Below are 22,911 nucleotides of genomic sequence, written 5' to 3'. Positions count from 1 at the left end.
CCTGCAACACCCTACTTCAAAAGGACTCGAAAAATGCAATATATTCAGTATTGCGACAATTATGACGTATTGAGCGATCGCGCCAGCGAACAGTTAATTACGCTGATACAGAATAAACCTGATGCAACCATCTGTCTGGCAACAGGAGGCACCCCCCTTCTCACATATCGCTACTTTGTCGAGAAAATTAACCAACGTAATATCGATTTTAATCGAGTGGTTTTCGTGAAATTGGATGAGTGGGTCGGTATTCCGTTGAACTCTCCTGCAACGTGTGAATCTTTCCTGCAACAACACATCGCTCAACCGCTGGGTTTACGAGCTGAACAGTTGGTTGGTTTTCAATCTGAAAATGTTAACGAGCAGGAATGCGAGCGCATCACAGAGATTATTGCCAGCCGAGGCGGCCTCGATTTATGTCTGCTCGGAATAGGCAAAAATGGCCATTTGGGATTGAATGAACCCACAGAGCTCCTGGAGCCGTTTTGCCATATCAGCGTACTTGAGGAGAAAACGCGCCATCATGACATGTTAAAAACAGCTGGTAGTCGTGTGACTCACGGCATTACGCTGGGATTGAAAGACATCCTGAATGCAAAAGAGATTTTGTTGCTGATAGCAGGTGAAGGGAAGCACGATGCGGTAGAAAAATACCTAGCCGCCTCCGTTACTACTACTATTCCTGCTTCATTTTTATGGTTGCACCGCAATGTCAGTTGCCTGATTGACGGCTCACAATATCCTGATAAATAAAATTTACAGCAACCGCCACATCCCCCTGACGCAGCAACGCGTTGCAGTTTGCCTTTTAACTGCAACGCTTTCAGCGATTTCTTCCGACATTTCTTCCGACATTTCTTCCGACAAGCCGGTGATTAATCCAGGCCTTCTTACTCCCCCTGCTGTTCCAGCGCGTACTTATACAGCGCATTCTTCTTCACGCCGTGGATCTCAGCGGCCAGTGCGGCGGCCTTTTTCAGCGGCAGCTCTGCCTGCAATAAGGCCAACGTACGCAGCGCATCAGCCGGAAGGTCGTCTTCTTGCGCTTTGTGTCCTTCGACAATCAGCACCATTTCGCCTTTACGACGGTTTTCATCTTCCTTGACCCACGCCAGCAGTTCGCCGACCGGCGCACCGTGAATGGTTTCCCAGGTTTTGGTCAACTCACGCGCCAACACCACGTAGCGGGATTCGCCCCAGACGGCAACCATGTCTTCCAGGCTATCCAGCAAACGGTGGGTGGATTCATAAAAAATAAGCGTACGCGGTTCAGCCTCAATGGCTTTCATCGCATCACGACGCCCTTTCGATTTGGCAGGCAGAAAACCTTCATAGCAAAAGCGGTCTGAAGGCAGACCTGCAGCGCTCAGGGCAGCAATCGCCGCGCAAGGGCCTGGCAGGGGAACAACGCGGATCCCTGCTTCGCGACAGGTCCGTACCAGATGGTAGCCAGGATCGTTAATCAGCGGCGTTCCGGCATCGGAAACCAGCGCAATGTTTTGCCCTTCTTTAAGCTTCGCCACCAGCGTTTCGGCCTTTTGCTGCTCGTTGTGATCATGTAAAGCGAACAAACGCGCGTTAATCGCGAAGTGTTGTAACAAGAGTCCTGTATGACGAGTGTCTTCAGCGGCAATCAAATCAACGGCTTGTAAAACTTCGAGCGCTCGTTGGGTAATATCAGCCAAATTTCCTATAGGAGTAGGTACAATAAAGAGTTGGCCTTGAGAATTATCCGCCGATTCGTGTTGTTTCATTGTGTCGTCCGTATTGCCGATTTAATATTGAGCATTGAGTAAAAAAATATCACTGGATACAGTATGGTACCCTCAACATTTTCTCGTTTGAAAGCCGCACGCGCGCTACCAGTCATTCTGGCTGCACTGATTTTCGCAGGCTGTGGCACCCAGGCGCCAGACCAGAGTGCAGCCCATATGCAGGGCACTGCGCAGGCTGATTCCGGCTTTTATCTGCAACAAATGCAGCAAAGCTCAGATGATAGCAAGACCAACTGGCAATTACTCGCCATTCGTGCACTGCTGAAAGAAGGCAAGAGCCAGCAGGCTTTCGAGCTGTTCAACCAGCTACCACAGAAGCTAAGCGATACCCAGCGTCGTGAGCAGTCACTGCTGGCCGTCGAAATTAAGCTCGCGCAGAAAGATGTCGCTGGCGCACAGGCCCTGCTGGATAAGCTAACCCCCGCCGATTTTGATCAAAACCAGCAGGCGAGATACTGGCAGGCGCAAATCGACGTCAACCAGGGTCGTCCATCGCTGACTTTACTGCGCGCCCTGATCGCCCAGGAACCGCTGCTGGCCGCGAACGCTAAGCAGAAAAACATGGATGCCACCTGGCAGGCGCTGTCATCCATGACCCAGGAGCAAGCGCAGACGCTGGTCATCAATGCGGATGAAAACGTGCTGCAAGGCTGGTTAGATCTCCAGCGCGTCTGGTTCGATAACCGTAACGATCCAGACATGATGAAAGCCGGTATTGCTGACTGGCAGAAACGTTATCCACAAAACCCGGGGGCAAAACTGTTGCCAACGCAGTTGGTTAACGTGCAGAGCTTTAAACCTGCTTCCACCAGCAAAATTGCTCTGCTGCTACCGCTGAACGGTCAGGCCGCTGTATTTGGCCGTACTATTCAGCAAGGCTTTGAAGCTGCGAAAAATATGGGTACTCAACCCGTAGCGGACCCTGCTGTTGCCGCGCCTGCTGCGGATACAGCGGCTGCGACGACCACGGAACAGCCGCAAACGACTGACGGTGTTGCCAGCCCGGCTCAGGCGTCAGTAAGCGATCTGACCAACGAGACGCCAGCACAGCCAGAAGCTACAGCTCCACAACCAACAGCGCCTGCGCAGCCAACAACCGCCAGCGCACCAGCGAATCCGTCCGCGGAGCTGAAAATCTACGACACGTCATCACAGCCGCTGAATCAGATCCTGACTCAGGTTCAGCAGGATGGCGCCAGCATCGTGGTTGGCCCACTGTTGAAGAACAATGTTGAAGAGCTGATGAAAAGCAACACGCCATTAAACGTCCTGGCGCTTAATCAGCCGGAGTCGGTGAAAAACCTGCCGAACGTCTGCTACTTCGCTCTGTCGCCAGAAGATGAAGCGCGCGACGCAGCACGCCACATTCGCGATCAAGGAAAACAGACGCCGCTGTTGTTGATCCCGCGGAGTTCGTTAGGCGATCGCGTTGCCAACGCCTTTGCACAGGAGTGGCAAAAACTGGGTGGCGGCGTGGTGCTGCAGCAGAAGTTCGGCTCCACCGCTGAGCTGAAAATGGGCGTCAACGGCGGCTCGGGGATTTCCCTGACGGGTAGCCCGGTGGCCTCTTCTGTACCCGCGCAGCCTGGCGTGACGATTGGCGGTCTGACCATCCCGGCAGCGCCTACCGATGCGCAAATCACCGGCGGCAGCGGTCGTGTTGATGCCGTATATATTCTGGCAACGCCGGAAGAAATTGCATTTATAAAGCCGATGATCGCCATGCGCAACGGTAGCCAGAGCGGTGCCACGCTGTACGCCAGCTCCCGTAGCGCGCAGGGAACTGCCGGCCCGGATTTCCGTCTGGAGATGGAAGGCTTGCAGTACAGCGAAATTCCGATGCTGGCAGGCGCTAACGCCCCTCTCATGCAGCAGGCGCTGGGCGCGGTTCGTAACGACTACTCGCTGGCACGTATGTACGCGATGGGCGTCGATGCCTGGTCGCTTGCCAACCACTTCTCGCAAATGCGTCAGGTGCAGGGTTTCGAAATTAACGGCAACACCGGAGCCTTAACCGCAACGCAGGATTGTGTGATTAACAGGAAGTTATCATGGCTCAAATACCAGCAAGGACAAGTCGTCCCCGCCAGTTAACGAGTAAACAGACCGGTGACGCGTGGGAATCCACCGCGCGTGACTGGCTGCAGAGCAAGGGACTGCATTTTATCGCCGCCAACGTGCGTGAGCGTGGCGGCGAAATCGACCTGATAATGCGTGAAGGCAACACCACCGTATTTGTTGAGGTTCGCTATCGGCGCTCAGCCCAGTTTGGCGGTGCAGCGGCGAGTGTGACCCGGAGCAAACAACACAAATTATTACAGACTGCCCGCTTGTGGCTTGCGCGCCACAATGGAAGTTTTGATACTGTGGATTGCCGGTTCGATGTGTTAGCCTTCACCGGAAATGATGTTGAGTGGTTTAAGGACGCGTTCAACGACCGCTCATAGTTGAAGATTCAGAGCCTGGTTCTTAAGGATTAGCGTGTTAGATAGAATTAAAGTCTGCTTTACAGAAAGCATTCAAACTCAGATAGCTGCGGCTGAAGCACTTCCGGATGCGATCTCCCGTGCAGCCATGACGCTGGTTCAGTCCCTGCTCAATGGCAACAAAATTCTCTGTTGTGGTAATGGGACGTCCGCTGCCAACGCACAGCATTTTGCTGCCAGCATGATCAATCGTTTTGAAACAGAACGCCCAAGTTTACCTGCGATTGCACTAAATACTGATAATGTGGTCTTAACTGCGATTGCCAACGATCGCCTGCACGACGAAGTTTATGCAAAACAAGTCCGTGCGCTGGGACATGCAGGTGATGTTCTACTGGCAATCTCTACGCGTGGTAATAGCCGCGATATCGTAAAAGCCGTTGAAGCTGCCGTGACACGCGACATGACAATTGTCGCACTGACCGGGTATGACGGAGGGGAGCTGGCCGGGTTACTGGGGCCGCAGGATGTTGAAATCCGTATCCCTTCACACCACAGCGCCCGCGTTCAGGAAATGCATATGCTGACGGTCAACTGCCTTTGCGATCTCATCGATAACACGCTTTTCCCTCACCAGGATGATTAAGGAGTACACATGAAGGCATTTTCGCCGCTTGCTGTGATTATCGCTGCCCTGCTACTGCAAGGCTGTGTCGCTGCCGCCGTTGTCGGAACTGCTGCTGTCGGCACCAAAGCCGCGACGGATCCTCGCAGTGTAGGCACCCAGGTAGATGACGGAACCCTGGAATTACGCGTCAATACCGCGTTGTCGAAAGATGCCCAGATCAAGAAAGAGGCGCGTATCAACGTGAGCGCGTATCAGGGTAAAGTGCTGCTGGTCGGTCAGTCGCCAAATAGCGAACTGTCTGCGCGAGCAAAACAGATTGCGATGGGCGTAGAAGGTACCACTGAGGTCTTTAACGAGATCCGTCAGGGTCAGCCAATCGGCCTGGGCGATGCGTCTAACGATACCTGGATAACCACTAAAGTACGTTCCCAGTTGCTGACCAGCGATCAGGTGAAATCCTCTAACGTAAAAGTCACCACCGAAAACGGGGAAGTGTTCCTGTTGGGTCTGGTAACTGAACGTGAAGCGAAGGCTGCGGCAGACATCGCCAGCCGGGTAAGCGGCGTGAAACGCGTCACGACGGCTTTTACGTTTATTAAGTAAGACTGCTACAAATGCCGGATGGGGACGCCAGAGCGTCCTCTCCGGCATTTTATTTGGCTCTTTCGCGCAGTTCGGAAGAGGTCAGGATCGAAACGCCTTCATGTCCAGGTGCCAGTGCCTCCGCCAGCATAGCCCGGGCTACATCACGCGCCTCAATCGACTTCCAGTTCCCCGGCAGCAGCCGAAATAACGGCGCTAAAAACCTCTCATTCGCCCGCTGTTTATCCCGTTCTCCGAGTAACATTGAAGGCCGAACAATCGTCAGCCGCGGCCAATTTTGCGCGATCAGCGCCTGCTCCATTTCCCCTTTCACCCGGTTATAAAAAAACGGTGAATTGGCATTGGCACCCATCGAACTGACCACCAGCATATGCTGAGCGCCCAACCGACGCCCCGTCAGGGCCGTGTCCACCACCAGCGTATAGTCAGCATGGATAAACGCTTCTTTACTACCCGCTTCTCGCCGAGTGGTTCCCAGACAACAAAAGACAATATCTACCGGATCGGTGACCTGCGCCAGCGCATCGGTTAGCTGCGGATCATAGGGATTATAGACGCCAGCCGTATCAGCCAGCGGTCGACGCGTCGGTGCCGTGATGGCATTGACCCGGGGTTCATTGAGCAGCATACGCAGCAAATTTCCGCCTACCAGCCCCGTTGCGCCTGTTATTAACACCTGACTCATCGCTAATCTTCCCCTGACTCTTTAATCACTCTATTAACTATAGATCACGTTGCCAGTGCATTTTTTTACCAAAACCCAGCGTGTTGTCCGTGAATTTGACTTCATCCAGTCGAATCTCCCACACGGGCGCAGGCAGCATTCTGGCGACCGGGAAACGGCGGTTGTAGGCGTTACGCGCGGCTTCACTCTCCTGCCCTTCAAGACGCCGGATTTCCCCTTTAAACTGTACGCCACGAATCAGGGCGACCGTTTTGGGCTGACCATTTACCGTTCCGGCTATCGGCGCGCGCGGCCCGGACATCTGCGCATGGCGCGTTTTCTCTTCGGTCAGCACATAGAACACCATCTTCTGCGCATCAAACAGGTAAAACGCATTGGCGCACCATAATTCACCGTCATGATGTACACACCAGGTCACGACGTGCTGCTTTGCCAGCCAGCGGGTCACCGCAGTCAGTGTTTCCATTTCTGTTCTCTTTTATACTGTAGGCCTGAAAATTATCACGTCGATGGTGACAATGACACCCTGGTATCTGTACCTGATCCGTACTGCGGACAACGCCTTATACACCGGAATAACCACCGATGTGCAGCGCCGCTATAAGCAGCATCAAAGTGGGAAAGGCGCGAAGGCGCTGCGCGGAAAGGGGGAACTCACGTTGGCATTTGCGGCTCAGGTCGGCGACCGTTCGCTGGCCCTACGCTTAGAATATCGCGTCAAACAGCTTACAAAGCGGCAGAAAGAGCGCCTTGTTGAAGGCGAAGGGCTTGAGGCACTACTGAGCAGCCTGCAAACCCCCGGCGCTTAAAAACGATTGAAGTAGTCGTGGTATTCCACAAGGCCCGTCACACCCTCCAGCGCATCTTCCGCCAGGCGATGAACCTGGAACGCGCTTTCGGTGCCCGGCCAGCGGCAACGCAGGTCATGATGGGCAGCCAGCTCAAAACCAAAGCGGCTGTACAGCGCCGGATCGCCCAGCGTAACCACCGCGGCGTAACCAAACTCGTTCAGGGAATCGAGTCCTTCATAGACCAGCTGACGCGCCAGGCCCTGCCCACGGTAGTTTTCATCCACCGCGAGCGGCGCCATGCCTACCCATTGCAGGTCTTCGCCCTGGACATCGACAGGGCTGAACGCGACGTAACCCACTACCTGACCTTCGTCATCGGTAGCAACCAGACCCAGCGTTATGAAACCGTCTTCACGCAGGTCGTGCACTAATTTCGCTTCCGCATCGCTCTCAAATGAACGACGCAGCAATGCATCAATACCTGGGGCATCAATGGGAATTTCAACTCGAATCAGCATGGCTCACCTACCGAAGTCTGTTTGGTTTCTGGCGACGTTTTCATCCCCGCCTCAACAAAATCCGCCAACTGCATCAGCATGACGCGCAACGCTTTAGGCATCTGATCCAGTTCGATGGCGTCCATCAGATTTTTTACATACAGCCCTAATTCTGTATCACCTTCAATCACCAGGCGACGCTGGAAGAACAGCGTATCCGGATCCTGCTTACGCGCCGCGATCATCAGGAGATCGCTGGCATCCGCGCTAAAACTCACATCCGCCTCTGCATTCTGGCTGACGATAAGTTTATCGTTCTCAACAGAGGTATACCATTTAAGGCCAATGTCACGCACATGAATGCTCAGCCAGCGACCGTCGAGAAACTCCAGCTCCCCATCGGCCAGCGCCTGACTAAACTGCCAGCTCAGGACCTGCTCCAGAACCTGGCGCTTCAGCGCAAAGGGCGTCAGTTTAACCGGTACACTCATCAGAGAAGGACCAAAATGTACTAAGCGTGAACGCAGTTTATCCAACACGAGCTTTACTCCCTGTTTCAATTATCCTGCTATTTTGCCATATCAAATAAACGACATAGCGGCATAAATCAACAATTCGCTACGAAATTGTTACCTCTTATTGGTATCACCAATACGACTTTAACTGCCTCAAATCAAAAATTGTCTCAGCAAGGTTAACTAAAATCCCTCTTCGTTAACATTTCTGCGCCCTTTACGGCGCAACGTTCAGGATAAATTATGGAGCTGCTCTGCCCTGCCGGAAACCTCCCGGCGCTTAAGGCGGCCATCGAGAACGGCGCTGATGCGGTCTACATCGGGCTGAAAGATGATACCAACGCCCGTCATTTCGCCGGCCTTAATTTTACCGAGAAAAAATTGCAGGAAGCGGTGAGTTTTGTCCATCAGCACCGCCGTAAGCTGCACATCGCGATTAACACCTTTGCGCATCCGGATGGTTACGCGCGCTGGCAACGTGCCGTAGATATGGCGGCGCAACTGGGTGCGGATGCGCTGATCCTCGCCGACCTCGCCATGCTTGAGTATGCCGCAGAGCGCTACCCGCATATTGAGCGTCATGTCTCTGTTCAGGCATCTGCAACCAATGAAGAGGCGATTAATTTCTATCATCGCAACTTTGATGTCGCCCGCGTGGTACTGCCGCGCGTACTGTCTATTCACCAGGTGAAGCAGCTCGCTCGCGTCACGCCAGTTCCCCTGGAAGTGTTCGCCTTTGGCAGTCTGTGCATTATGGCGGAAGGCCGCTGCTATCTTTCATCCTATCTGACGGGCGAGTCTCCTAATACGGTTGGCGCCTGCTCTCCTGCCCGTTTTGTTCGCTGGCAGCAGACCCAACAAGGGCTGGAATCCCGTCTTAATGAAGTGCTGATCGACCGCTATCAGGACGGAGAAAACGCCGGTTATCCGACGCTGTGTAAAGGCCGCTATCTGGTTGATGGCGAGCGCTATCATGCGCTGGAAGAACCCACCAGCCTGAATACGCTGGAGCTGCTGCCAGAACTGCTGGCGGCCAATATTGCCTCGGTGAAAATCGAAGGGCGTCAGCGTAGCCCGGCCTACGTCAGCCAGGTGGCGAAAGTGTGGCGCCAGGCGATCGACCGCTGTATGGCCGACCCGCAAAACTACGCCCCACAGGCCGCGTGGATGGAAACGCTCGGTTCAATGTCCGAAGGCACGCAGACCACGCTTGGCGCGTATCACCGTAAATGGCAGTGAGAGAAGCAATGAAATATTCCTTAGGGCCGGTGCTGTGGTACTGGCCGAAAGAAACGCTGGAAGATTTTTATCAGCAGGCCGCCACCAGCCAGGCCGACGTTATCTATCTTGGCGAAGCGGTGTGCAGTAAACGCCGCGCCACCAAAGTAGGCGACTGGATCGATATGGCGAAATCGCTCGCTGGCAGCGGTAAACAGGTGGTGCTGTCAACGCTGGCGCTGGTGCAGGCCTCCTCTGAACTGGGAGAGCTGAAGCGCTATGTCGAAAACGGCGACTTCCTGCTGGAAGCCAGCGATCTCGGCGTGGTAAACATGTGTGCCGAGCGTAAGCTGCCGTTTGTCGCCGGGCATGCACTCAACTGCTACAACGCGGTAACCCTGCGTTTGCTGCTCAGGCAGGGCATGGTGCGCTGGTGTATGCCGGTAGAACTGTCCCGTGACTGGCTGGTCAATCTGCTTAACCAGTGTGAAGAGCTGGGTATTCGCAATCAGTTTGAAGTAGAGGTGCTGAGCTACGGGCATCTGCCGCTGGCGTACTCTGCCCGCTGCTTTACCGCACGCTCTGAAGACCGTCCAAAAGACGAGTGTGAAACCTGCTGCATCAAATACCCGAATGGGCGCGATGTGCTGTCGCAGGAGAATCAGCAGGTCTTTGTCCTCAACGGCATCCAGACTATGAGCGGCTATGTTTACAACCTCGGCAACGAGCTGACATCGATGCAGGGTCTGGTTGATATTGTGCGTCTGTCCCCTTCAGGCAGCGACACGTTCGCTATGCTCGATGCCTTCCGCGACAATGAAAATGGCACTGCCCCATTACCGCTTGCTGCCCACAGCGACTGCAACGGCTACTGGAAACGGCTGGCAGGTCTTGAACTACAGCCGTGATTAATAGCTCACTTTGTTAACAACATTCGCTAATCTTTAATGCAGTATTAAAAGATTAACCGGTAACAAAGTGAGCCGTTATGACTGACAAAACTATTCCGTTCTCGGTGCTGGATCTGGCGCCGATCCCTGAAGGATCTTCGGCAAAAGAGGCCTTCACACACTCGCTTGATCTCGCTCGACTGGCTGAAAAGCGCGGCTACCACCGCTACTGGCTGGCAGAACATCACAACATGACCGGCATCGCCAGCGCGGCGACCTCTGTGCTGATTGGCTATCTGGCTGCCAATACCACCACGCTGCATCTTGGTTCTGGCGGCGTTATGCTGCCCAACCATTCGCCGCTGGTGATCGCCGAGCAGTTCGGTACCCTGAATACGCTGTATCCGGGACGAATCGATCTCGGGCTTGGCCGCGCGCCGGGTAGCGACCAACCGACCATGCGCGCGTTGCGCCGCCATATGAGTGGTGATATCGATAACTTCCCGCGCGACGTAGCTGAACTGGTGGACTGGTTCGACGCCCGCGATCCAAATCCTCATGTACGCCCGGTTCCCGGCTACGGCGAGCAGATCCCGGTCTGGTTATTAGGCTCCAGCCTGTACAGCGCACAGCTGGCAGCCCAGCTCGGCCTGCCATTTGCCTTCGCCTCGCACTTTGCTCCGGATATGTTGCATCAGGCGCTGCATCTGTATCGCACCCAGTTCAAGCCCTCAGCACGGCTGGCAAAGCCGTATGCGATGGTGTGCATCAACATCATTGCCGCCGACAGCAACCGCGATGCCGAATTTCTTTTCACCTCAATGCAGCAGGCGTTTGTGAAACTGCGTCGTGGCGAAACCGGCCAGCTACCGCCACCGGTAGAGAATATGCATCAGCTGTGGTCCGCTTCCGAGCAGTACGGCGTACAACAGGCTCTGAGCATGTCGCTGGTTGGTGATAAGGCGAAAGTGCGACACGGTCTCGACGCCATTTTGCGTGAAACCCAGGCCGATGAAATTATGGTTAACGGCCAGATTTTTGATCATCAGGCACGGCTACATTCGTTTGACCTGACGATGCAGGTGAAAGAAGAGTTGGTGGGGTAATCGTTGTTTTGCCCGGTGGCGCTTCGCTTACCGGGCTTACGAGATCGTATAGGCCGGATAAGGCGCAACCGCCATCCGGCACTAAAAGGTTACTGGTACACAGGCAACAAATTCACGCTCGACAGAATATGGATAACCGCGTTGCCGATACCGAATACCAGGATCAGCGCAATCATCGGCTTGCCGCCCCAGACACGGAATTTCGGGCTGCCGAAACGCTCGCGAGATTTACGGGCCAGCAGCGCCGGAACAATGGCGGCCCAGATGGTCGCGGCAAGCCCTGCATAGCCAATGGCGTACAGGAAACCGTTCGGCCACAGCAGGCCACCGACAATCGGCGGGACAAACGTCAGCAATGCCGTTTTAAAACGTCCCATTGCCGAGTCATCAAAGCCAAACAGATCCGCCAAATAGTCAAACAGACCGAGCGTGACCCCGAGGAATGAACTCGCCACAGCAAAGTTGGAGAACACCACCAGCAGCAGATCCAGACTGCGGCTGTTCAGCACGCCGCTCAGCGCCTGTACCAGCACATCAATGTTACCGCCCTGCTGCGCAATACCGATAAATTCCGGACGCGGGATGTTACCCATCGTCCCCAGCAACCATACGGTATACAGCACCAGCGCCAGCAGCGTGCCGTACACCAGGCACTTAACGATGGTCTTCGGATCTTTGCCGTAATACTTCATCAGGCTCGGGACGTTGCCGTGATAGCCGAATGAGGCCAGGCAGAACGGTAACGTCATCAGCAGGTACGGAGTATACGAAGCGTTGCTCTGCGCCACGTTAAACAGCGTAGTAGGCGTAACATGCCCCAGCAGACTGCCGAAGGTCAGGAAAAAAGTAATCACCTTCGCGCCCAGCACAATCGCCGTCATGCGGCTAACCGCTTTGGTGCTTAACCACACCACGAACGCCACCAGCAGCGCAAAACCAAGACCCGCCGCGCGCGCCGGAACGTTCAGCGACATCTCCGAGAAGGTGTGATGCAGGATCGAACCACTCGCCGAGATATACGCATAGGTAAGGATATAGAGAACGAAAGCAATCGAGATGCCGTTCACAACGTTCCAGCCTTTGCCCAGCAGATCTTTCGTGATGGTGTCAAAGCTGGAACCAATGCGGTAATTGAGGTTAGCTTCAAGGATCATCAGCCCGGAGTGCAGCATACAAAACCAGGTGAAGATCAGCGCCGCCATTGACCAGAAGAACCACGCCCCGGACATGACCACTGGCAGAGAAAACATCCCCGCGCCAATAATGGTGCCGCCGATGATCACCACGCCGCCAAGCAGCGAAGGTGACGTTTGGGTGGTGGTTAGTGTTGCCATTTAGCCATCTCTCCAGTCATTTATATTGTGACTACATTTCAATGTGCTGCACTGTACCAGTACGCGAGTACAAATGAAATAAAAAAAGCCCCGATTGTTGAGATCGGGGCTGTATATTTTACTTTACGGTATTAAACCGTAATTTCGCATGGATTACGCATCACCGCCGAAACGACGACGACCAGCGGAATCATCACGACGCGGAGCAGAAGAATCGTCACGACGCGGACCGCGGTTGCCTTCACGACGTTCGCCGCTGAAACGACGACCTTCGCTACGACCGCCTTCACGACGCTCACCGCTGAAACCACGACCTTCGCCACGACCACCTTCACGACGCTCACCGCTGAAACGGCCACCGCCACGACGCTCACCACCGGTGTGCGGAACTGCATCGCCAACCAGCTGCATGTTCATCGGCTTGTTCAGGATGCGAGTACGGGTAAAGTGCTGCAGCACGTCGCCCGGCATACCTTTCGGCAGCTCGATGGTTGAGTGGGAAGCAAACAGCTTGATGTTACCGATGTAACGGCTGCTGATATCGCCTTCGTTAGCAATCGCACCAACGATATGACGGACTTCAACACCGTCATCACGGCCCACTTCAATGCGGTACAGCTGCATATCGCCAACGTCACGACGTTCACGACGCGGACGGTCTTCACCACCACGGTCATTACGGTCACCACGCGGGCCACGATCGTTGCGGTCACGCGGACCACGATCGTCACGGTCGCGGAATTCGCGTTTCGGACGCATCGGCGCATCTGGCGGCAGGATCAGCGGACGTTCGCCCTGAGCCATTTTCAGCAGTGCGGCTGCCAGCGTTTCGATATCCAGTTCTTCTTCCGGCTGCATTTTCGCCAGCAGAGCACGGTACTGATCCAGATCGCTGCTTTCCAGCTGCTGCTGTACTTTAGCGGCGAATTTTTCCAGACGGCGTTTGCCCAGCAGGTCTGCGTTCGGCAGTTCTACTTCCGGAATAGTCAGCTTCATGGTGCGTTCGATGTTACGCAGCAGACGACGCTCACGGTTCTCAACGAACAGCAGCGCACGACCCGCACGGCCCGCACGACCGGTACGGCCGATACGGTGAACGTAAGATTCGGAATCCATCGGGATGTCGTAGTTAACAACCAGGCTGATACGCTCAACGTCCAGGCCACGGGCCGCAACGTCGGTAGCAATCAGAATATCCAGACGGCCATCTTTCAGACGCTCCAGAGTCTGCTCACGCAGGGACTGGTTCATGTCGCCGTTCAGTGCAGCGCTGCTATAACCGCTACGCTCCAGCGCTTCAGCCACTTCCAGGGTCGCATTTTTGGTACGAACGAAGATAATCGCCGCATCAAAGTCTTCTGCTTCCAAGAAACGCACCAGCGCTTCATTTTTACGCATGCCCCAGACGGTCCAATAGCTCTGGCTGATGTCAGGACGGGTAGTTACGCTGGACTGAATGCGTACTTCCTGCGGCTCTTTCATAAAGCGGCGGGTAATACGACGAATCGCTTCCGGCATAGTCGCGGAGAACAGAGCGGTCTGATGACCTTCCGGGATCTGCGCCATGATGGTTTCAACGTCTTCGATGAAGCCCATACGCAGCATTTCATCAGCTTCGTCCAGTACCAGACCGCTCAGTTTGGAGAGGTCCAGAGTACCGCGCTTCAGGTGATCCAGCAGACGGCCCGGCGTACCGACAACGATCTGTGGTCCCTGACGCAGGGCACGTAATTGCACGTCATAACGCTGGCCGCCGTACAGGGCAACCACGTTCACGCCGCGCATGTGTTTAGAAAAATCCGTCATGGCTTCTGCAACCTGAACCGCCAGTTCGCGGGTCGGTGCCAGCACCAGAATCTGAGGTGCCTTCAGCTCAGGATCAAGATTGTTGAGCAGCGGTAAAGAGAACGCTGCAGTTTTGCCGCTACCCGTCTGGGCCATACCCAGAACATCGCGGCCGCCCAGCAGATGCGGAATGCACTCTGCCTGGATTGGAGATGGTTTTTCGTAACCCAGATCGGTAAGGGCTTCAAGGATAGGAGCCTTCAGGCCCAGATCTGCAAAAGTGGTTTCGAATTCAGCCATGTAGTACGTGTGCCTCAAAATTAATGGCGGCCAGTCTACATAACTCATCATGAAATTGATCTGCAATTTTCATTGAAAAGTGTGAACCGGCTCAAAGTAGGTGTATTAACGAACAACAACGCCCTCACCCGTGAAGGTGATGGCAATCAAAAAAGATTACGGGCTGATGTGTACGTCAGCTATTGCTGGTCCGATTCTGCCAGGTCATCTTGGTCCTGGCCCAGGAGCGATAATTCCAACAATGCGTATCGGTGCTCAACAAAGTTATGAACGTTGTTAGCCACCGCCAGTTTGAACAATGCCGTAGCGTTGTCCAAATCCCCCAGACTTAGGTAGTACTTACCTAAATAGAAGTTGGTTTCACTGAGATGCTCAGCGAGCGAGGTGTTATCCGTTGCGTCCGCCTTTAGGCGTTCCATCAGCGTTGCTTCGCTAATGTTGCCCAGGTAGAACTCGACAATGTTCCATCCCCATTGCTCTTTATCCGATTTCTCAAAGCGTTGCTTTAACGCTTCTTTAGCCTGCTTCTCATCGAGCTTCTGCTCGGCGAGATAAAGCCACAGACTACGGAAAGGATCATTGGGATCGTCTTGATAAAACGCTAGCAGATCATCTTGCGCTAACTTGTCGCGACCGCCGTAATACAATGCGATACCGCGATTTAAGTGCGCGTAGTTGTAAGTTGGATCAAGCTCAAGTACAGAATCAAACGCTTCATAGGCAGCATCAAAATTGCCTGCCTGCGTTAAATATATACCTAAGTAATTGAATACTTCAGGCATATCTGGTCGGATTGCCAGCGCTTGTGAAAAATCATTTCGCGCCAGTGCCCTCAGACCGAGACTATCATACAACACTCCGCGCTCATATAAAAGCTGTGCGCGTTCGTCATCGGTTAAAGCCCGACTGGCAAGAATTTGTTCCATACGTGCCAGAATCACTTCCTGCTGCAAAGTCGGTTGCAATGGTACTGCGAGGACTTCACTCTTACGCCAGGCGGAATTACTGCATCCAGCCAGCGTGAGTGCTGTCGCAACGAAACACCAGCGCAAAAAAGGCTTCATTTCCCACTCCCGAAGACAACGATTGAATGAACGTCCAGGTTCCCCGGTTGCTAACAAGGCGTCCTGCCGGGTTAAAAGCCCTCCGCTTTCACGGAGGGCAATGGCAACCTTACTCGCCCTGGCTTGCCGGAGCTTCCGGTTCGCCTGCAGGCTGAGACTGCTCAGTTGCTTCTTTAATGCTCAGACGTACACGGCCCTGGCGATCTACTTCCAGAACTTTGACCGGTACTTCCTGGCCCATCTGCAGGTAATCGGTCACTTTCTCAACGCGTTTGTCAGCGATCTGAGAGATGTGTACCAGACCTTCTTTACCGCCACCAATGGCAACGAATGCGCCAAAGTCAACGATACGGGTCACTTTACCATTGTAGATACGGCCTACTTCGATCTCTGCGGTGATCTCTTCGATACGACGGATAGCATATTTCGCTTTCTCGCCGTCGGTCGCAGCAATCTTCACAGTACCATCATCTTCAATTTCAATGGTGGTGCCGGTTTCTTCGGTCAGAGCACGGATAACAGAACCGCCTTTACCGATAACGTCTTTGATCTTGTCCGGGCTGATCTTGATGGTGTGGATACGCGGAGCGAACTGAGAAATGTCACCACGCGGTGCGTTGATCGCTTGTTCCATCACACCCAGGATGTGCAGACGCGCACCTTTAGCCTGGTTCAGAGCAACCTGCATGATCTCTTTGGTGATACCTTCAATTTTGATATCCATCTGCAGTGCAGAGATACCGTCGCGGGAACCCGCCACTTTGAAGTCCATATCGCCCAGGTGGTCTTCGTCGCCCAGGATGTCAGACAGAACAACAAAGTTGTCGCCTTCTTTCACCAGACCCATCGCGATACCCGCAACGGCAGCTTTGATCGGCACGCCTGCGTCCATCAGCGCCAGAGAAGCACCACATACGGAAGCCATGGAAGAAGAACCGTTAGATTCGGTGATTTCAGAAACCACACGTACGGTGTACGGGAATTTATCCAGTTCCGGCATCACTGCCAGTACGCCACGCTTCGCCAGACGACCGTGACCAATCTCACGACGCTTCGGAGAACCGACCATACCGGTTTCACCTACGCAGTACGGAGGGAAGTTGTAGTGGAACAGGAAGTTGTCAGTACGCTCGCCCATCAGCTCGTCAAGGTTCTGCGCATCACGAGTGGTGCCCAGGGTCGCAGTAACCAGCGCCTGAGTTTCGCCACGGGTGAACAGTGCGGAACCGTGGGTACGCGGCAGAACACCAGTACGCACGTCCAGACCACGGATCATGTCTTTTTCACGACCATCGATACGCGGCTCGCCTGCCAGTACGCGGCTGCGAACAACATTTTTCTCGATAGCGTGCAGGATTTCACCCAGTTCGTTAGCGTCCAGGGTTTCGTCTTCAGCCACCAGAGTCGCGATGGTTTCAGATTTGATCACGTCAACCTGAGCGTAACGCTCTTGTTTGTCGGTGATACGGTAAGCATCGCTCAGGCGAGCTTCTGCCAGTGCGGCAACGCGTGCGTTCAGCGCTTCGTTGACGGCTTCTGGCTGCCAGTCCCAACGCGGTTTGCCAGCTTCTTTCGCCAGCTCGTTGATAGCCTGAATAACAACCTGCTGCTGTTCGTGGCCGAATACTACAGCGCCCAGCATCTGGTCTTCGCTCAGCAGTTCAGCTTCGGATTCAACCATCAGTACGGCAGCTTCAGTACCAGCAACAACCAAGTCCAGCTTGCTTTCTTTCAGTTCGTCCTGAGTCGGGTTCAGTACGTACTGGTCATTGATGTAACCAACACGTGCAGCACCGATCGGGCCGTTGAACGGGATACCAGACAGAGTCAGCGCAGCAGATGCACCAATCATTGCCACGATATCCGGGTTAACCTGCGGGTTAACGGAAACAACGGTCGCGATAACCTGAACTTCGTTAACGAAGCCTTCCGGGAACAGCGGGCGAACCGGGCGGTCAATCAGACGCGCGATCAGAGTTTCGCCTTCACTCGGACGGCCTTCACGACGGAAGAAGCTACCCGGGATACGGCCAGCAGCGTAGGTACGCTCCTGATAGTTAACGGTCAGTGGGAAAAAGTCCTGGCCTGGTTTCGCTTTTTTCTGGCCAACAACGGTAACGAATACCGCAGTGTCATCCATGCTAACCATAACAGCGGCAGTCGCCTGACGCGCCATCATGCCGGTTTCCAGCGTAACGGTATGCTGACCGTACTGGAATTTACGAACGATCGGATTAAGCAAATTAATATCCTTTCTCTATTTTTTGACGGCACATTTTTGCGCCATCGTTAATACCCGATCTTCTGCGCATCCTCGCGACTAATGACAACCCTAACCCATAAGCATGAGTAAAGCCTCTCATTAGCCGCGCGAACCTCTGCAACGGAAGATCATTCATAGCAACAATACATTAGTTTCCAGCGAATTGCTGCCATCTGCTGGAAAAAAGGGGCCATGAAGGCCCCCTCTTTCTGAAACTCGAAAGAATTAGCGACGCAGACCCAGACGCTCGATCAGCGCGGTGTAACGTGCAACATCTTTACGTTTCAGGTAGTCGAGCAGTTTACGACGCTGAGAAACCATGCGCAGCAGACCACGACGGCTGTGGTGATCTTTTTTGTGCTCTGCAAAGTGGCCCTGCAGGTGGTTAATCTGTGCAGTCAACAGAGCAACCTGAACATCGGTAGAACCGGTGTCGTTTGCATCACGACCAAACTCAGAAACGATTTTAGCGGTAGCTTCAGTACTTAGAGACATTTTAAAACTCCAAAGTGTTAAGAATGAAAGGATGCCGATCTCTAATTCAGCTATCCCAGTGTATACACGCCTTCTTCAAACTGACCCTGCGCTGGCTGTGTCCGCTCACCTCGGTCACTTACCTGAGTAAGCTCCTGAGGATCCTCAGACCTGCCGCCTTGATGCAGCTCGAATGATTTTGTGTACACGTCACGCAGATTGTTAAACAATTTACGCGACGTTAAGCGGCAGTATTCTACTCGCAGCGCCCTTTTATCGCAAGACAGAGAGCGCTATGCAGGATACTCAACCACCAGGCGACGAGGGGCGACACGACCTTCATCGTCCATCTCCCCCATGCCGATAAACTTGCCGTCATCGCCTTCCGTCACGCGCACCAGCCCTTCAAGCGGCGCACCTGACGTCCGTACCGGGTTACCATTTTTAAAGTAAACCGACGATGTTAAAGGCAAATTAACAACAGGGTAGTCCGATGCAGGACTGTCCATTGGCATCAGCAAAGGATCAAGCAGCTGCGCCGCCGGAATGTTCTGCTGTTCGGCCTGTTCAACCAGCTCATGCAGATGTTCCAGCGTAACCATACGATCCACCGGATACTTGCTGACCGTCAGACGACGCAGATACGTTACGTGCGCGCCGCAGCCCAGCTTCTCACCGAGATCGTCAACGATGGTGCGAATATAAGTGCCTTTGGAGCAGTGAACTTCCAGCTCCAGCTCGTTACCTTCGTGGCGAATAAACAGCAACTCATAGACGGTAATCGGGCGCGCTTCACGCGGCACTTCAATGCCCTGACGCGCATATTCGTACAGCTTTTTACCCTGGTACTTCAGCGCCGAATACATTGACGGAATCTGCTCGATATCGCCGCGGAAAGTCTCCAGCGCGCTGGCAAGCTGCTCTGCGCTGAAGGTTACCGGACGCTCCTGCACGATTTGCCCATCGGCATCGGAGGTGTCGGTACGCTGGCCCAGACGGGCAACCACACGATAGCGTTTGTCAGAATCCAGCAAATACTGGGAAAACTTAGTCGCTTCACCGAGGCAGATAGGCAGCATGCCTGTCGCCAGCGGATCCAGCGCGCCGGTATGTCCCGCGCGGTTGGCATTGTAGATGCGCTTTACTTTTTGCAGTACGTCATTGCTGGACATGCCCTGCGGCTTATCCAGCAGCAGAACACCGTGAATGTCGCGACCACGACGACGAGGACGACTCATCAGTCCTCCTTGCTGTCGTCCGCTGGGTTCACACGACGCTCATCGTCATGTTTCACCACGCTGGTCACCAGGTTGGACATGCGCATCCCTTCAACTAACGAATTGTCGTAGAAGAAGGTCAGCTCAGGCACGATACGCAGACGCATTGCTTTACCCAGCAGAGAGCGGATAAAACCAGAGGCTTCCTGCAGTGCCTTAATGCCGTTTTTCACGGCAGCTTCGTCCTGATCGTTGAGGAAAGTCACGAACACTTTAGCGTATGCCAGGTCTCGGGACATCTCAACACCCGATACGGTGGTCATCATACCAACACGCGGGTCTTTGATTTCGCGTTGCAGGATGAGTGCGATTTCTTTCTGCATCTCCTGCGCGACACGCTGTGGGCGACCAAATTCTTTCGCCATAATAAATTCTCCAGAATAAAGACAAAAAAGGGGCCATAAGCCCCTTTTTAAATTTCTTGCCGGGTGGCGCTTCGCTTCCCCAGCCTACACTTAATCATCTTCTAAGGATTTTGGGTTGCAGCAAGGCGGCAAACTCGTAAATCCCCGGGAGCATAGATAACTATGTGACCGGGGTGAGCGAGCGCAGCCAACGCAGTTGCGGCCCAAAAGACGACGAAGATTATGCGATGGTACGTTTGATCTCGATAATCTCGAACACTTCGATCATATCGCCAACGCGAACGTCGTTGTAGTTCTTAACGCCGATACCACATTCCATGCCGTTACGGACTTCGTTGACGTCATCTTTGAAGCGGCGCAGGGATTCCAGCTCGCCTTCATAGATAACCACGTTGTCGCGCAGTACGCGGATTGGGTTGTGACGTTTAATCGTGCCTTCGGTAACCATACAGCCTGCGATAGCGCCGAATTTCGGTGATTTGAACACATCACGAACTTCAGCCAGACCAATGATCTGCTGTTTCAGTTCCGGAGACAGCATGCCGCTCATCGCTGCTTTCACTTCGTCGATCAGATGATAGATGACGGAGTAGTAACGCAGATCCAGGCTTTCTGATTCGATAACTTTACGTGCAGAGGCATCAGCACGGACGTTGAAGCCAACCAGAATCGCGTTGGATGCCGCAGCCAGGGTCGCGTCGGTTTCGGTGATACCACCTACGCCAGAACCGATAATCTTCACTTTTACTTCATCGGTAGACAGTTTCAGTAAAGAGTCGGAAATCGCTTCTACAGAACCCTGAACATCGGCCTTCAGAACGATGTTCACTTCGTGAACTTCGCCTTCGGTCATGTTGGCGAACATGTTCTCCAGTTTAGATTTCTGCTGACGAGCCAGTTTAACTTCACGGAATTTGCCCTGACGGTACAGTGCAACTTCACGGGCTTTCTTCTCGTCACGAACAACGGTAACTTCGTCACCCGCAGCCGGAACACCGGACAGACCCAGGATTTCCACCGGAATGGATGGACCCGCTTCCAGTACTTCCTGACCCAGTTCGTTACGCATCGCACGAACGCGGCCGTATTCGAAACCACACAGTACGATGTCGCCTTTGTTCAGCGTACCTTCACGTACCAGCACGGTAGCAACCGGACCACGACCTTTATCCAGGAAGGATTCGATAACCGCACCGCTCGCCATACCTTTACGCACAGCTTTCAGTTCCAGTACTTCGGCCTGCAGCAGGATAGCATCCAGCAGTTCGTCGATACCGGTACCCGCTTTCGCAGAAACGTGGACGAACTGGCTCTCGCCGCCCCAATCTTCCGGCATGATGCCGTACTGGGACAGTTCGTTTTTAACGCGATCTGGATCCGCTTCTGGTTTATCGATTTTGTTGACTGCAACCACTACCGGCACACCTGCCGCTTTCGCGTGCTGGATAGCTTCGATAGTCTGCGGCATCACGCCGTCATCTGCTGCAACAACCAGAACAACGATATCCGTTGCCTGAGCACCACGAGCACGCATGGAGGTAAACGCGGCGTGACCCGGGGTATCCAGGAAGGTGATCATACCGTTGTCAGTTTCAACATGGTACGCACCGATGTGCTGAGTAATGCCGCCCGCTTCGCCAGAGGCAACTTTCGTGGAGCGAATGTAGTCCAGCAGAGACGTTTTACCGTGGTCAACGTGACCCATGATGGTCACTACCGGTGCGCGCGGTTCTGCCGCAGCGCCGGTGTCACGGTCGCTCATTACTGCTTCTTCCAGCTCGTTTTCACGACGCAGGATAACTTTGTGGCCCATCTCTTCGGCAACCAGCTGTGCGGTTTCCTGGTCGATGACCTGGTTAATGGTCGCCATTGCGCCCAGCTTCATCATCGCTTTGATGACCTGAGAACCTTTGACTGCCATCTTGTTCGCCAGATCGCCAACGGTGATGGTTTCGCCGATCACAACGTCACGGTTAACGGCCTGAGCCGGCTTCTGGAAGCCCTGCTGCAGAGCGGAACCTTTACGCTGCTTACCGCCTTTACCGCCGCGAACCGCTGCACGCGCTTCTTCACGGTCAGCTTTAGATTCAGCGTGTTTGTTACCTTTCTTCGCCGGACGCGCTGCTTTCGTGCTGCGAGTACGACCACGACCGCCTTCTACTTCACGATCGTTCTCGTCTTCTGCCTGGCGAGCATGCTGAGAGGTGGTGACGTGATAATCGCTGGTATCTTCAACAGGTTCAGCGTTATTCACACCATTCTTCTCGTTTTCTTCCGCCATACGGCGAGCTTCTTCCGCTACGCGGCGCGCTTCTTCTTCAAGCTTGCGACGTGCTTCTTCTTCCGCTTTACGCTTCAGTTCTGCGGCTTCATTTTCACGGCGGGCTTTTTCGGCCTGGGCGGTTTTAGTCATATCGTCGGTCTGTTGATTGCTCACTTTGTCTTTTTCCGCAGCTTCACGTTTCGCTTTATCAGCGGCTTCACGCTTAGCTTGTTCTGCGGCCTCACGTTCGGCTTTTTGTTGCGCCTCGCGTTTGGCAGCTTCTTCTGCCTCACGACGGGCTTGCTCTTCCGCTTCACGCTGCGCCTGCTCTTCCGCGGCAAGGCGTTCAGCCTCTTGCGGATCGCGTTTCACAAAGGTGCGTGTCTTGCGGACTTCGATTTGTACCGATTTGCTTTTTCCACCGGTACCTGGAATATTGAGAGTACTGCGCGTTTTACGCTGCAATGTCAACTTATCGGGCGCTGAGCCGTTTTCACGGTTCAGATGCGCCAGTAAGGTTTGTTTCTCTTGTGCGGACACAGAGTCGTCAGCAGACTTCGGGATACCTGCATCAGCAAATTGCTGTACCAGGCGATCCACGGAGGTCTGTATCTCTGCAGCCAGCGTTTTTACGGTTACATCTGTCATACTG

General features: G+C 53.9%; 22 protein-coding genes and 1 pseudogene. 9 read left to right on the top strand and 14 right to left on the bottom strand.

The annotated features are described in order from the left end of the window. Positions 1 to 33 precede the first annotated feature (33 nt). Positions 34 to 753, top strand: coding sequence for a galactosamine-6-phosphate isomerase (locus HV352_RS02715; RefSeq protein ID WP_016157559.1), 720 nt, complete (start codon positions 34 to 36; stop codon positions 751 to 753). 137 nt (positions 754 to 890) lie between these two features. Here HV352_RS02715 and rsmI read toward each other — a convergent pair whose 3' ends face one another. Next, a complete protein-coding gene (gene rsmI / locus HV352_RS02710) occupies positions 891 to 1,754 on the bottom strand; it encodes a 16S rRNA (cytidine(1402)-2'-O)-methyltransferase (RefSeq protein WP_016154652.1) in 864 nt (287 codons plus the stop codon). Between the two features lie 63 nt (positions 1,755 to 1,817). Between rsmI and HV352_RS02705 the strand changes: the two genes are divergently transcribed. Genes HV352_RS02705 through dolP form a run of 4 tightly spaced genes read left to right on the top strand, consistent with a single transcriptional unit; the run spans position 1,818 to position 5,432 of the window. After that, on the top strand, positions 1,818 to 3,869 hold the full coding sequence (locus tag HV352_RS02705) for a penicillin-binding protein activator (protein ID WP_046275524.1): 2,052 nt from the start codon (positions 1,818 to 1,820) through the stop codon (positions 3,867 to 3,869). Beyond that, complete coding sequence (locus HV352_RS02700; RefSeq protein ID WP_016157561.1) at positions 3,827 to 4,222, top strand: YraN family protein; 396 nt, start codon at positions 3,827 to 3,829, stop codon at positions 4,220 to 4,222. Before HV352_RS02705 ends, HV352_RS02700 begins: the two co-directional genes overlap by 43 nt. A 34-nt stretch (positions 4,223 to 4,256) precedes the next feature. Continuing rightward, positions 4,257 to 4,847: a DnaA initiator-associating protein DiaA gene (gene diaA, locus HV352_RS02695; protein WP_003024948.1), complete on the top strand. Its 591-nt coding sequence runs from the start codon at positions 4,257 to 4,259 to the stop codon at positions 4,845 to 4,847. A 9-nt stretch (positions 4,848 to 4,856) separates the two neighbouring features. Next, entirely contained in the window at positions 4,857 to 5,432 is a 576-nt protein-coding gene (gene dolP / locus HV352_RS02690) for a division/outer membrane stress-associated lipid-binding lipoprotein (RefSeq protein ID WP_003024954.1), read from the top strand. 49 nt (positions 5,433 to 5,481) lie between these two features. Here dolP and HV352_RS02685 read toward each other — a convergent pair whose 3' ends face one another. Further along, a complete protein-coding gene (locus HV352_RS02685) occupies positions 5,482 to 6,117 on the bottom strand; it encodes an NAD(P)H-binding protein (RefSeq protein WP_016154656.1) in 636 nt (211 codons plus the stop codon). Positions 6,118 to 6,154: 37 nt separating this feature from the next. Further along, positions 6,155 to 6,583 (bottom strand): YhbP family protein, encoded by a 429-nt coding sequence (locus HV352_RS02680; RefSeq protein ID WP_016157562.1) that lies wholly within the window; start codon positions 6,581 to 6,583, stop codon positions 6,155 to 6,157. A gap of 43 nt (positions 6,584 to 6,626) precedes the next feature. Here HV352_RS02680 and HV352_RS02675 point away from each other — a divergent pair. Next, positions 6,627 to 6,936, top strand: a pseudogene (locus HV352_RS02675) (GIY-YIG nuclease family protein). Here the strand turns inward: HV352_RS02675 and HV352_RS02670 are convergent. Together HV352_RS02670 and HV352_RS02665 are read right to left on the bottom strand one after the other, a co-directional pair. Beyond that, complete coding sequence (locus tag HV352_RS02670; RefSeq protein WP_016154659.1) at positions 6,923 to 7,426, bottom strand: N-acetyltransferase; 504 nt, start codon at positions 7,424 to 7,426, stop codon at positions 6,923 to 6,925. The pseudogene HV352_RS02675 and the gene HV352_RS02670 sit on opposite strands and share 14 nt — an antisense overlap. Next, a complete protein-coding gene (locus HV352_RS02665) occupies positions 7,420 to 7,944 on the bottom strand; it encodes an SCP2 domain-containing protein (protein ID WP_016154660.1) in 525 nt (174 codons plus the stop codon). The genes HV352_RS02670 and HV352_RS02665 overlap by 7 nt, the downstream gene beginning before the upstream one ends. A 219-nt stretch (positions 7,945 to 8,163) precedes the next feature. On the opposite strand from HV352_RS02665, the gene HV352_RS02660 reads away from it, so the two are divergent. From HV352_RS02660 to HV352_RS02650, 3 genes are all read left to right on the top strand, one after another. Then, the gene (locus HV352_RS02660) at positions 8,164 to 9,159 is read left to right on the top strand and encodes a peptidase U32 family protein (protein WP_016154661.1); all 996 of its coding nucleotides are present in this window, start codon (positions 8,164 to 8,166) and stop codon (positions 9,157 to 9,159) included. Between the two features lie 8 nt (positions 9,160 to 9,167). Then, complete coding sequence (locus HV352_RS02655) at positions 9,168 to 10,046, top strand: U32 family peptidase (RefSeq protein WP_137380255.1); 879 nt, start codon at positions 9,168 to 9,170, stop codon at positions 10,044 to 10,046. An 80-nt stretch (positions 10,047 to 10,126) separates the two neighbouring features. Then, a complete protein-coding gene (locus HV352_RS02650; protein WP_080859546.1) occupies positions 10,127 to 11,134 on the top strand; it encodes a luciferase-like monooxygenase in 1,008 nt (335 codons plus the stop codon). 89 nt (positions 11,135 to 11,223) lie between these two features. Here HV352_RS02650 and mtr read toward each other — a convergent pair whose 3' ends face one another. From mtr to infB, 9 genes are all read right to left on the bottom strand, one after another. Continuing rightward, a complete protein-coding gene (gene mtr, locus HV352_RS02645; protein ID WP_016154664.1) occupies positions 11,224 to 12,468 on the bottom strand; it encodes a tryptophan permease in 1,245 nt (414 codons plus the stop codon). 153 nt (positions 12,469 to 12,621) lie between these two features. Continuing rightward, complete coding sequence (locus tag HV352_RS02640) at positions 12,622 to 14,553, bottom strand: DEAD/DEAH family ATP-dependent RNA helicase (protein ID WP_016157565.1); 1,932 nt, start codon at positions 14,551 to 14,553, stop codon at positions 12,622 to 12,624. Further along, complete coding sequence (gene yrbN, locus HV352_RS02635) at positions 14,546 to 14,626, bottom strand: protein YrbN (protein WP_010723222.1); 81 nt, start codon at positions 14,624 to 14,626, stop codon at positions 14,546 to 14,548. The genes HV352_RS02640 and yrbN overlap by 8 nt, the downstream gene beginning before the upstream one ends. A gap of 106 nt (positions 14,627 to 14,732) precedes the next feature. Then, positions 14,733 to 15,617 carry a lipoprotein NlpI gene (gene nlpI, locus HV352_RS02630; protein WP_003024982.1) on the bottom strand — a complete coding sequence of 295 codons (885 nt, stop codon included), beginning with the start codon at positions 15,615 to 15,617 and terminating at the stop codon, positions 14,733 to 14,735. Between the two features lie 109 nt (positions 15,618 to 15,726). Beyond that, entirely contained in the window at positions 15,727 to 17,859 is a 2,133-nt protein-coding gene (gene pnp / locus HV352_RS02625) for a polyribonucleotide nucleotidyltransferase (protein ID WP_008785911.1), read from the bottom strand. A gap of 246 nt (positions 17,860 to 18,105) precedes the next feature. Further along, the gene (gene rpsO / locus HV352_RS02620) at positions 18,106 to 18,375 is read right to left on the bottom strand and encodes a 30S ribosomal protein S15 (RefSeq protein WP_000059465.1); all 270 of its coding nucleotides are present in this window, start codon (positions 18,373 to 18,375) and stop codon (positions 18,106 to 18,108) included. Positions 18,376 to 18,647: 272 nt separating this feature from the next. Then, positions 18,648 to 19,592, bottom strand: coding sequence for a tRNA pseudouridine(55) synthase TruB (truB, locus tag HV352_RS02615; RefSeq protein ID WP_047358518.1), 945 nt, complete (start codon positions 19,590 to 19,592; stop codon positions 18,648 to 18,650). Next, positions 19,592 to 19,996 (bottom strand): 30S ribosome-binding factor RbfA, encoded by a 405-nt coding sequence (rbfA, locus tag HV352_RS02610; RefSeq protein ID WP_003024988.1) that lies wholly within the window; start codon positions 19,994 to 19,996, stop codon positions 19,592 to 19,594. Before rbfA ends, truB begins: the two co-directional genes overlap by 1 nt. 220 nt (positions 19,997 to 20,216) lie before the next feature. After that, positions 20,217 to 22,907: a translation initiation factor IF-2 gene (gene infB / locus HV352_RS02605; protein WP_016154667.1), complete on the bottom strand. Its 2,691-nt coding sequence runs from the start codon at positions 22,905 to 22,907 to the stop codon at positions 20,217 to 20,219. Between the last annotated feature and the right edge of the window lie 4 nt (positions 22,908 to 22,911).

Source organism: Citrobacter sp. RHBSTW-01044 (assembly GCF_013781945.1).
Taxonomy (GTDB): Bacteria; Pseudomonadota; Gammaproteobacteria; order Enterobacterales; family Enterobacteriaceae; genus Citrobacter; species Citrobacter braakii.
Note: the sequence above shows the minus strand (reverse complement) of the source record. Positions and strands in the feature narration are given on the sequence as shown.

What these genes read in the sequence shown, in the direction of transcription:
- HV352_RS02705 (WP_046275524.1), top strand. Translation starts at nt 1,818, where the DNA reads ATGGTACCCTCAACATTTTCTCGTTTGAAAGCCGCACGCGCGCTACCA.
- HV352_RS02715 (WP_016157559.1), top strand. Translation starts at nt 34, where the DNA reads ATGCAATATATTCAGTATTGCGACAATTATGACGTATTGAGCGATCGC.
- mtr (WP_016154664.1), bottom strand. Translation starts at nt 12,468, where the DNA reads ATGGCAACACTAACCACCACCCAAACGTCACCTTCGCTGCTTGGCGGC.
- HV352_RS02670 (WP_016154659.1), bottom strand. Translation starts at nt 7,426, where the DNA reads ATGCTGATTCGAGTTGAAATTCCCATTGATGCCCCAGGTATTGATGCA.
- HV352_RS02700 (WP_016157561.1), top strand. Translation starts at nt 3,827, where the DNA reads ATGGCTCAAATACCAGCAAGGACAAGTCGTCCCCGCCAGTTAACGAGT.
- truB (WP_047358518.1), bottom strand. Translation starts at nt 19,592, where the DNA reads ATGAGTCGTCCTCGTCGTCGTGGTCGCGACATTCACGGTGTTCTGCTG.
- HV352_RS02685 (WP_016154656.1), bottom strand. Translation starts at nt 6,117, where the DNA reads ATGAGTCAGGTGTTAATAACAGGCGCAACGGGGCTGGTAGGCGGAAAT.
- infB (WP_016154667.1), bottom strand. Translation starts at nt 22,907, where the DNA reads ATGACAGATGTAACCGTAAAAACGCTGGCTGCAGAGATACAGACCTCC.
- dolP (WP_003024954.1), top strand. Translation starts at nt 4,857, where the DNA reads ATGAAGGCATTTTCGCCGCTTGCTGTGATTATCGCTGCCCTGCTACTG.
- HV352_RS02680 (WP_016157562.1), bottom strand. Translation starts at nt 6,583, where the DNA reads ATGGAAACACTGACTGCGGTGACCCGCTGGCTGGCAAAGCAGCACGTC.
- rsmI (WP_016154652.1), bottom strand. Translation starts at nt 1,754, where the DNA reads ATGAAACAACACGAATCGGCGGATAATTCTCAAGGCCAACTCTTTATT.
- rbfA (WP_003024988.1), bottom strand. Translation starts at nt 19,996, where the DNA reads ATGGCGAAAGAATTTGGTCGCCCACAGCGTGTCGCGCAGGAGATGCAG.
- HV352_RS02655 (WP_137380255.1), top strand. Translation starts at nt 9,168, where the DNA reads ATGAAATATTCCTTAGGGCCGGTGCTGTGGTACTGGCCGAAAGAAACG.
- rpsO (WP_000059465.1), bottom strand. Translation starts at nt 18,375, where the DNA reads ATGTCTCTAAGTACTGAAGCTACCGCTAAAATCGTTTCTGAGTTTGGT.
- HV352_RS02660 (WP_016154661.1), top strand. Translation starts at nt 8,164, where the DNA reads ATGGAGCTGCTCTGCCCTGCCGGAAACCTCCCGGCGCTTAAGGCGGCC.
- HV352_RS02650 (WP_080859546.1), top strand. Translation starts at nt 10,127, where the DNA reads ATGACTGACAAAACTATTCCGTTCTCGGTGCTGGATCTGGCGCCGATC.
- HV352_RS02640 (WP_016157565.1), bottom strand. Translation starts at nt 14,553, where the DNA reads ATGGCTGAATTCGAAACCACTTTTGCAGATCTGGGCCTGAAGGCTCCT.
- yrbN (WP_010723222.1), bottom strand. Translation starts at nt 14,626, where the DNA reads ATGAAAATTGCAGATCAATTTCATGATGAGTTATGTAGACTGGCCGCC.
- nlpI (WP_003024982.1), bottom strand. Translation starts at nt 15,617, where the DNA reads ATGAAGCCTTTTTTGCGCTGGTGTTTCGTTGCGACAGCACTCACGCTG.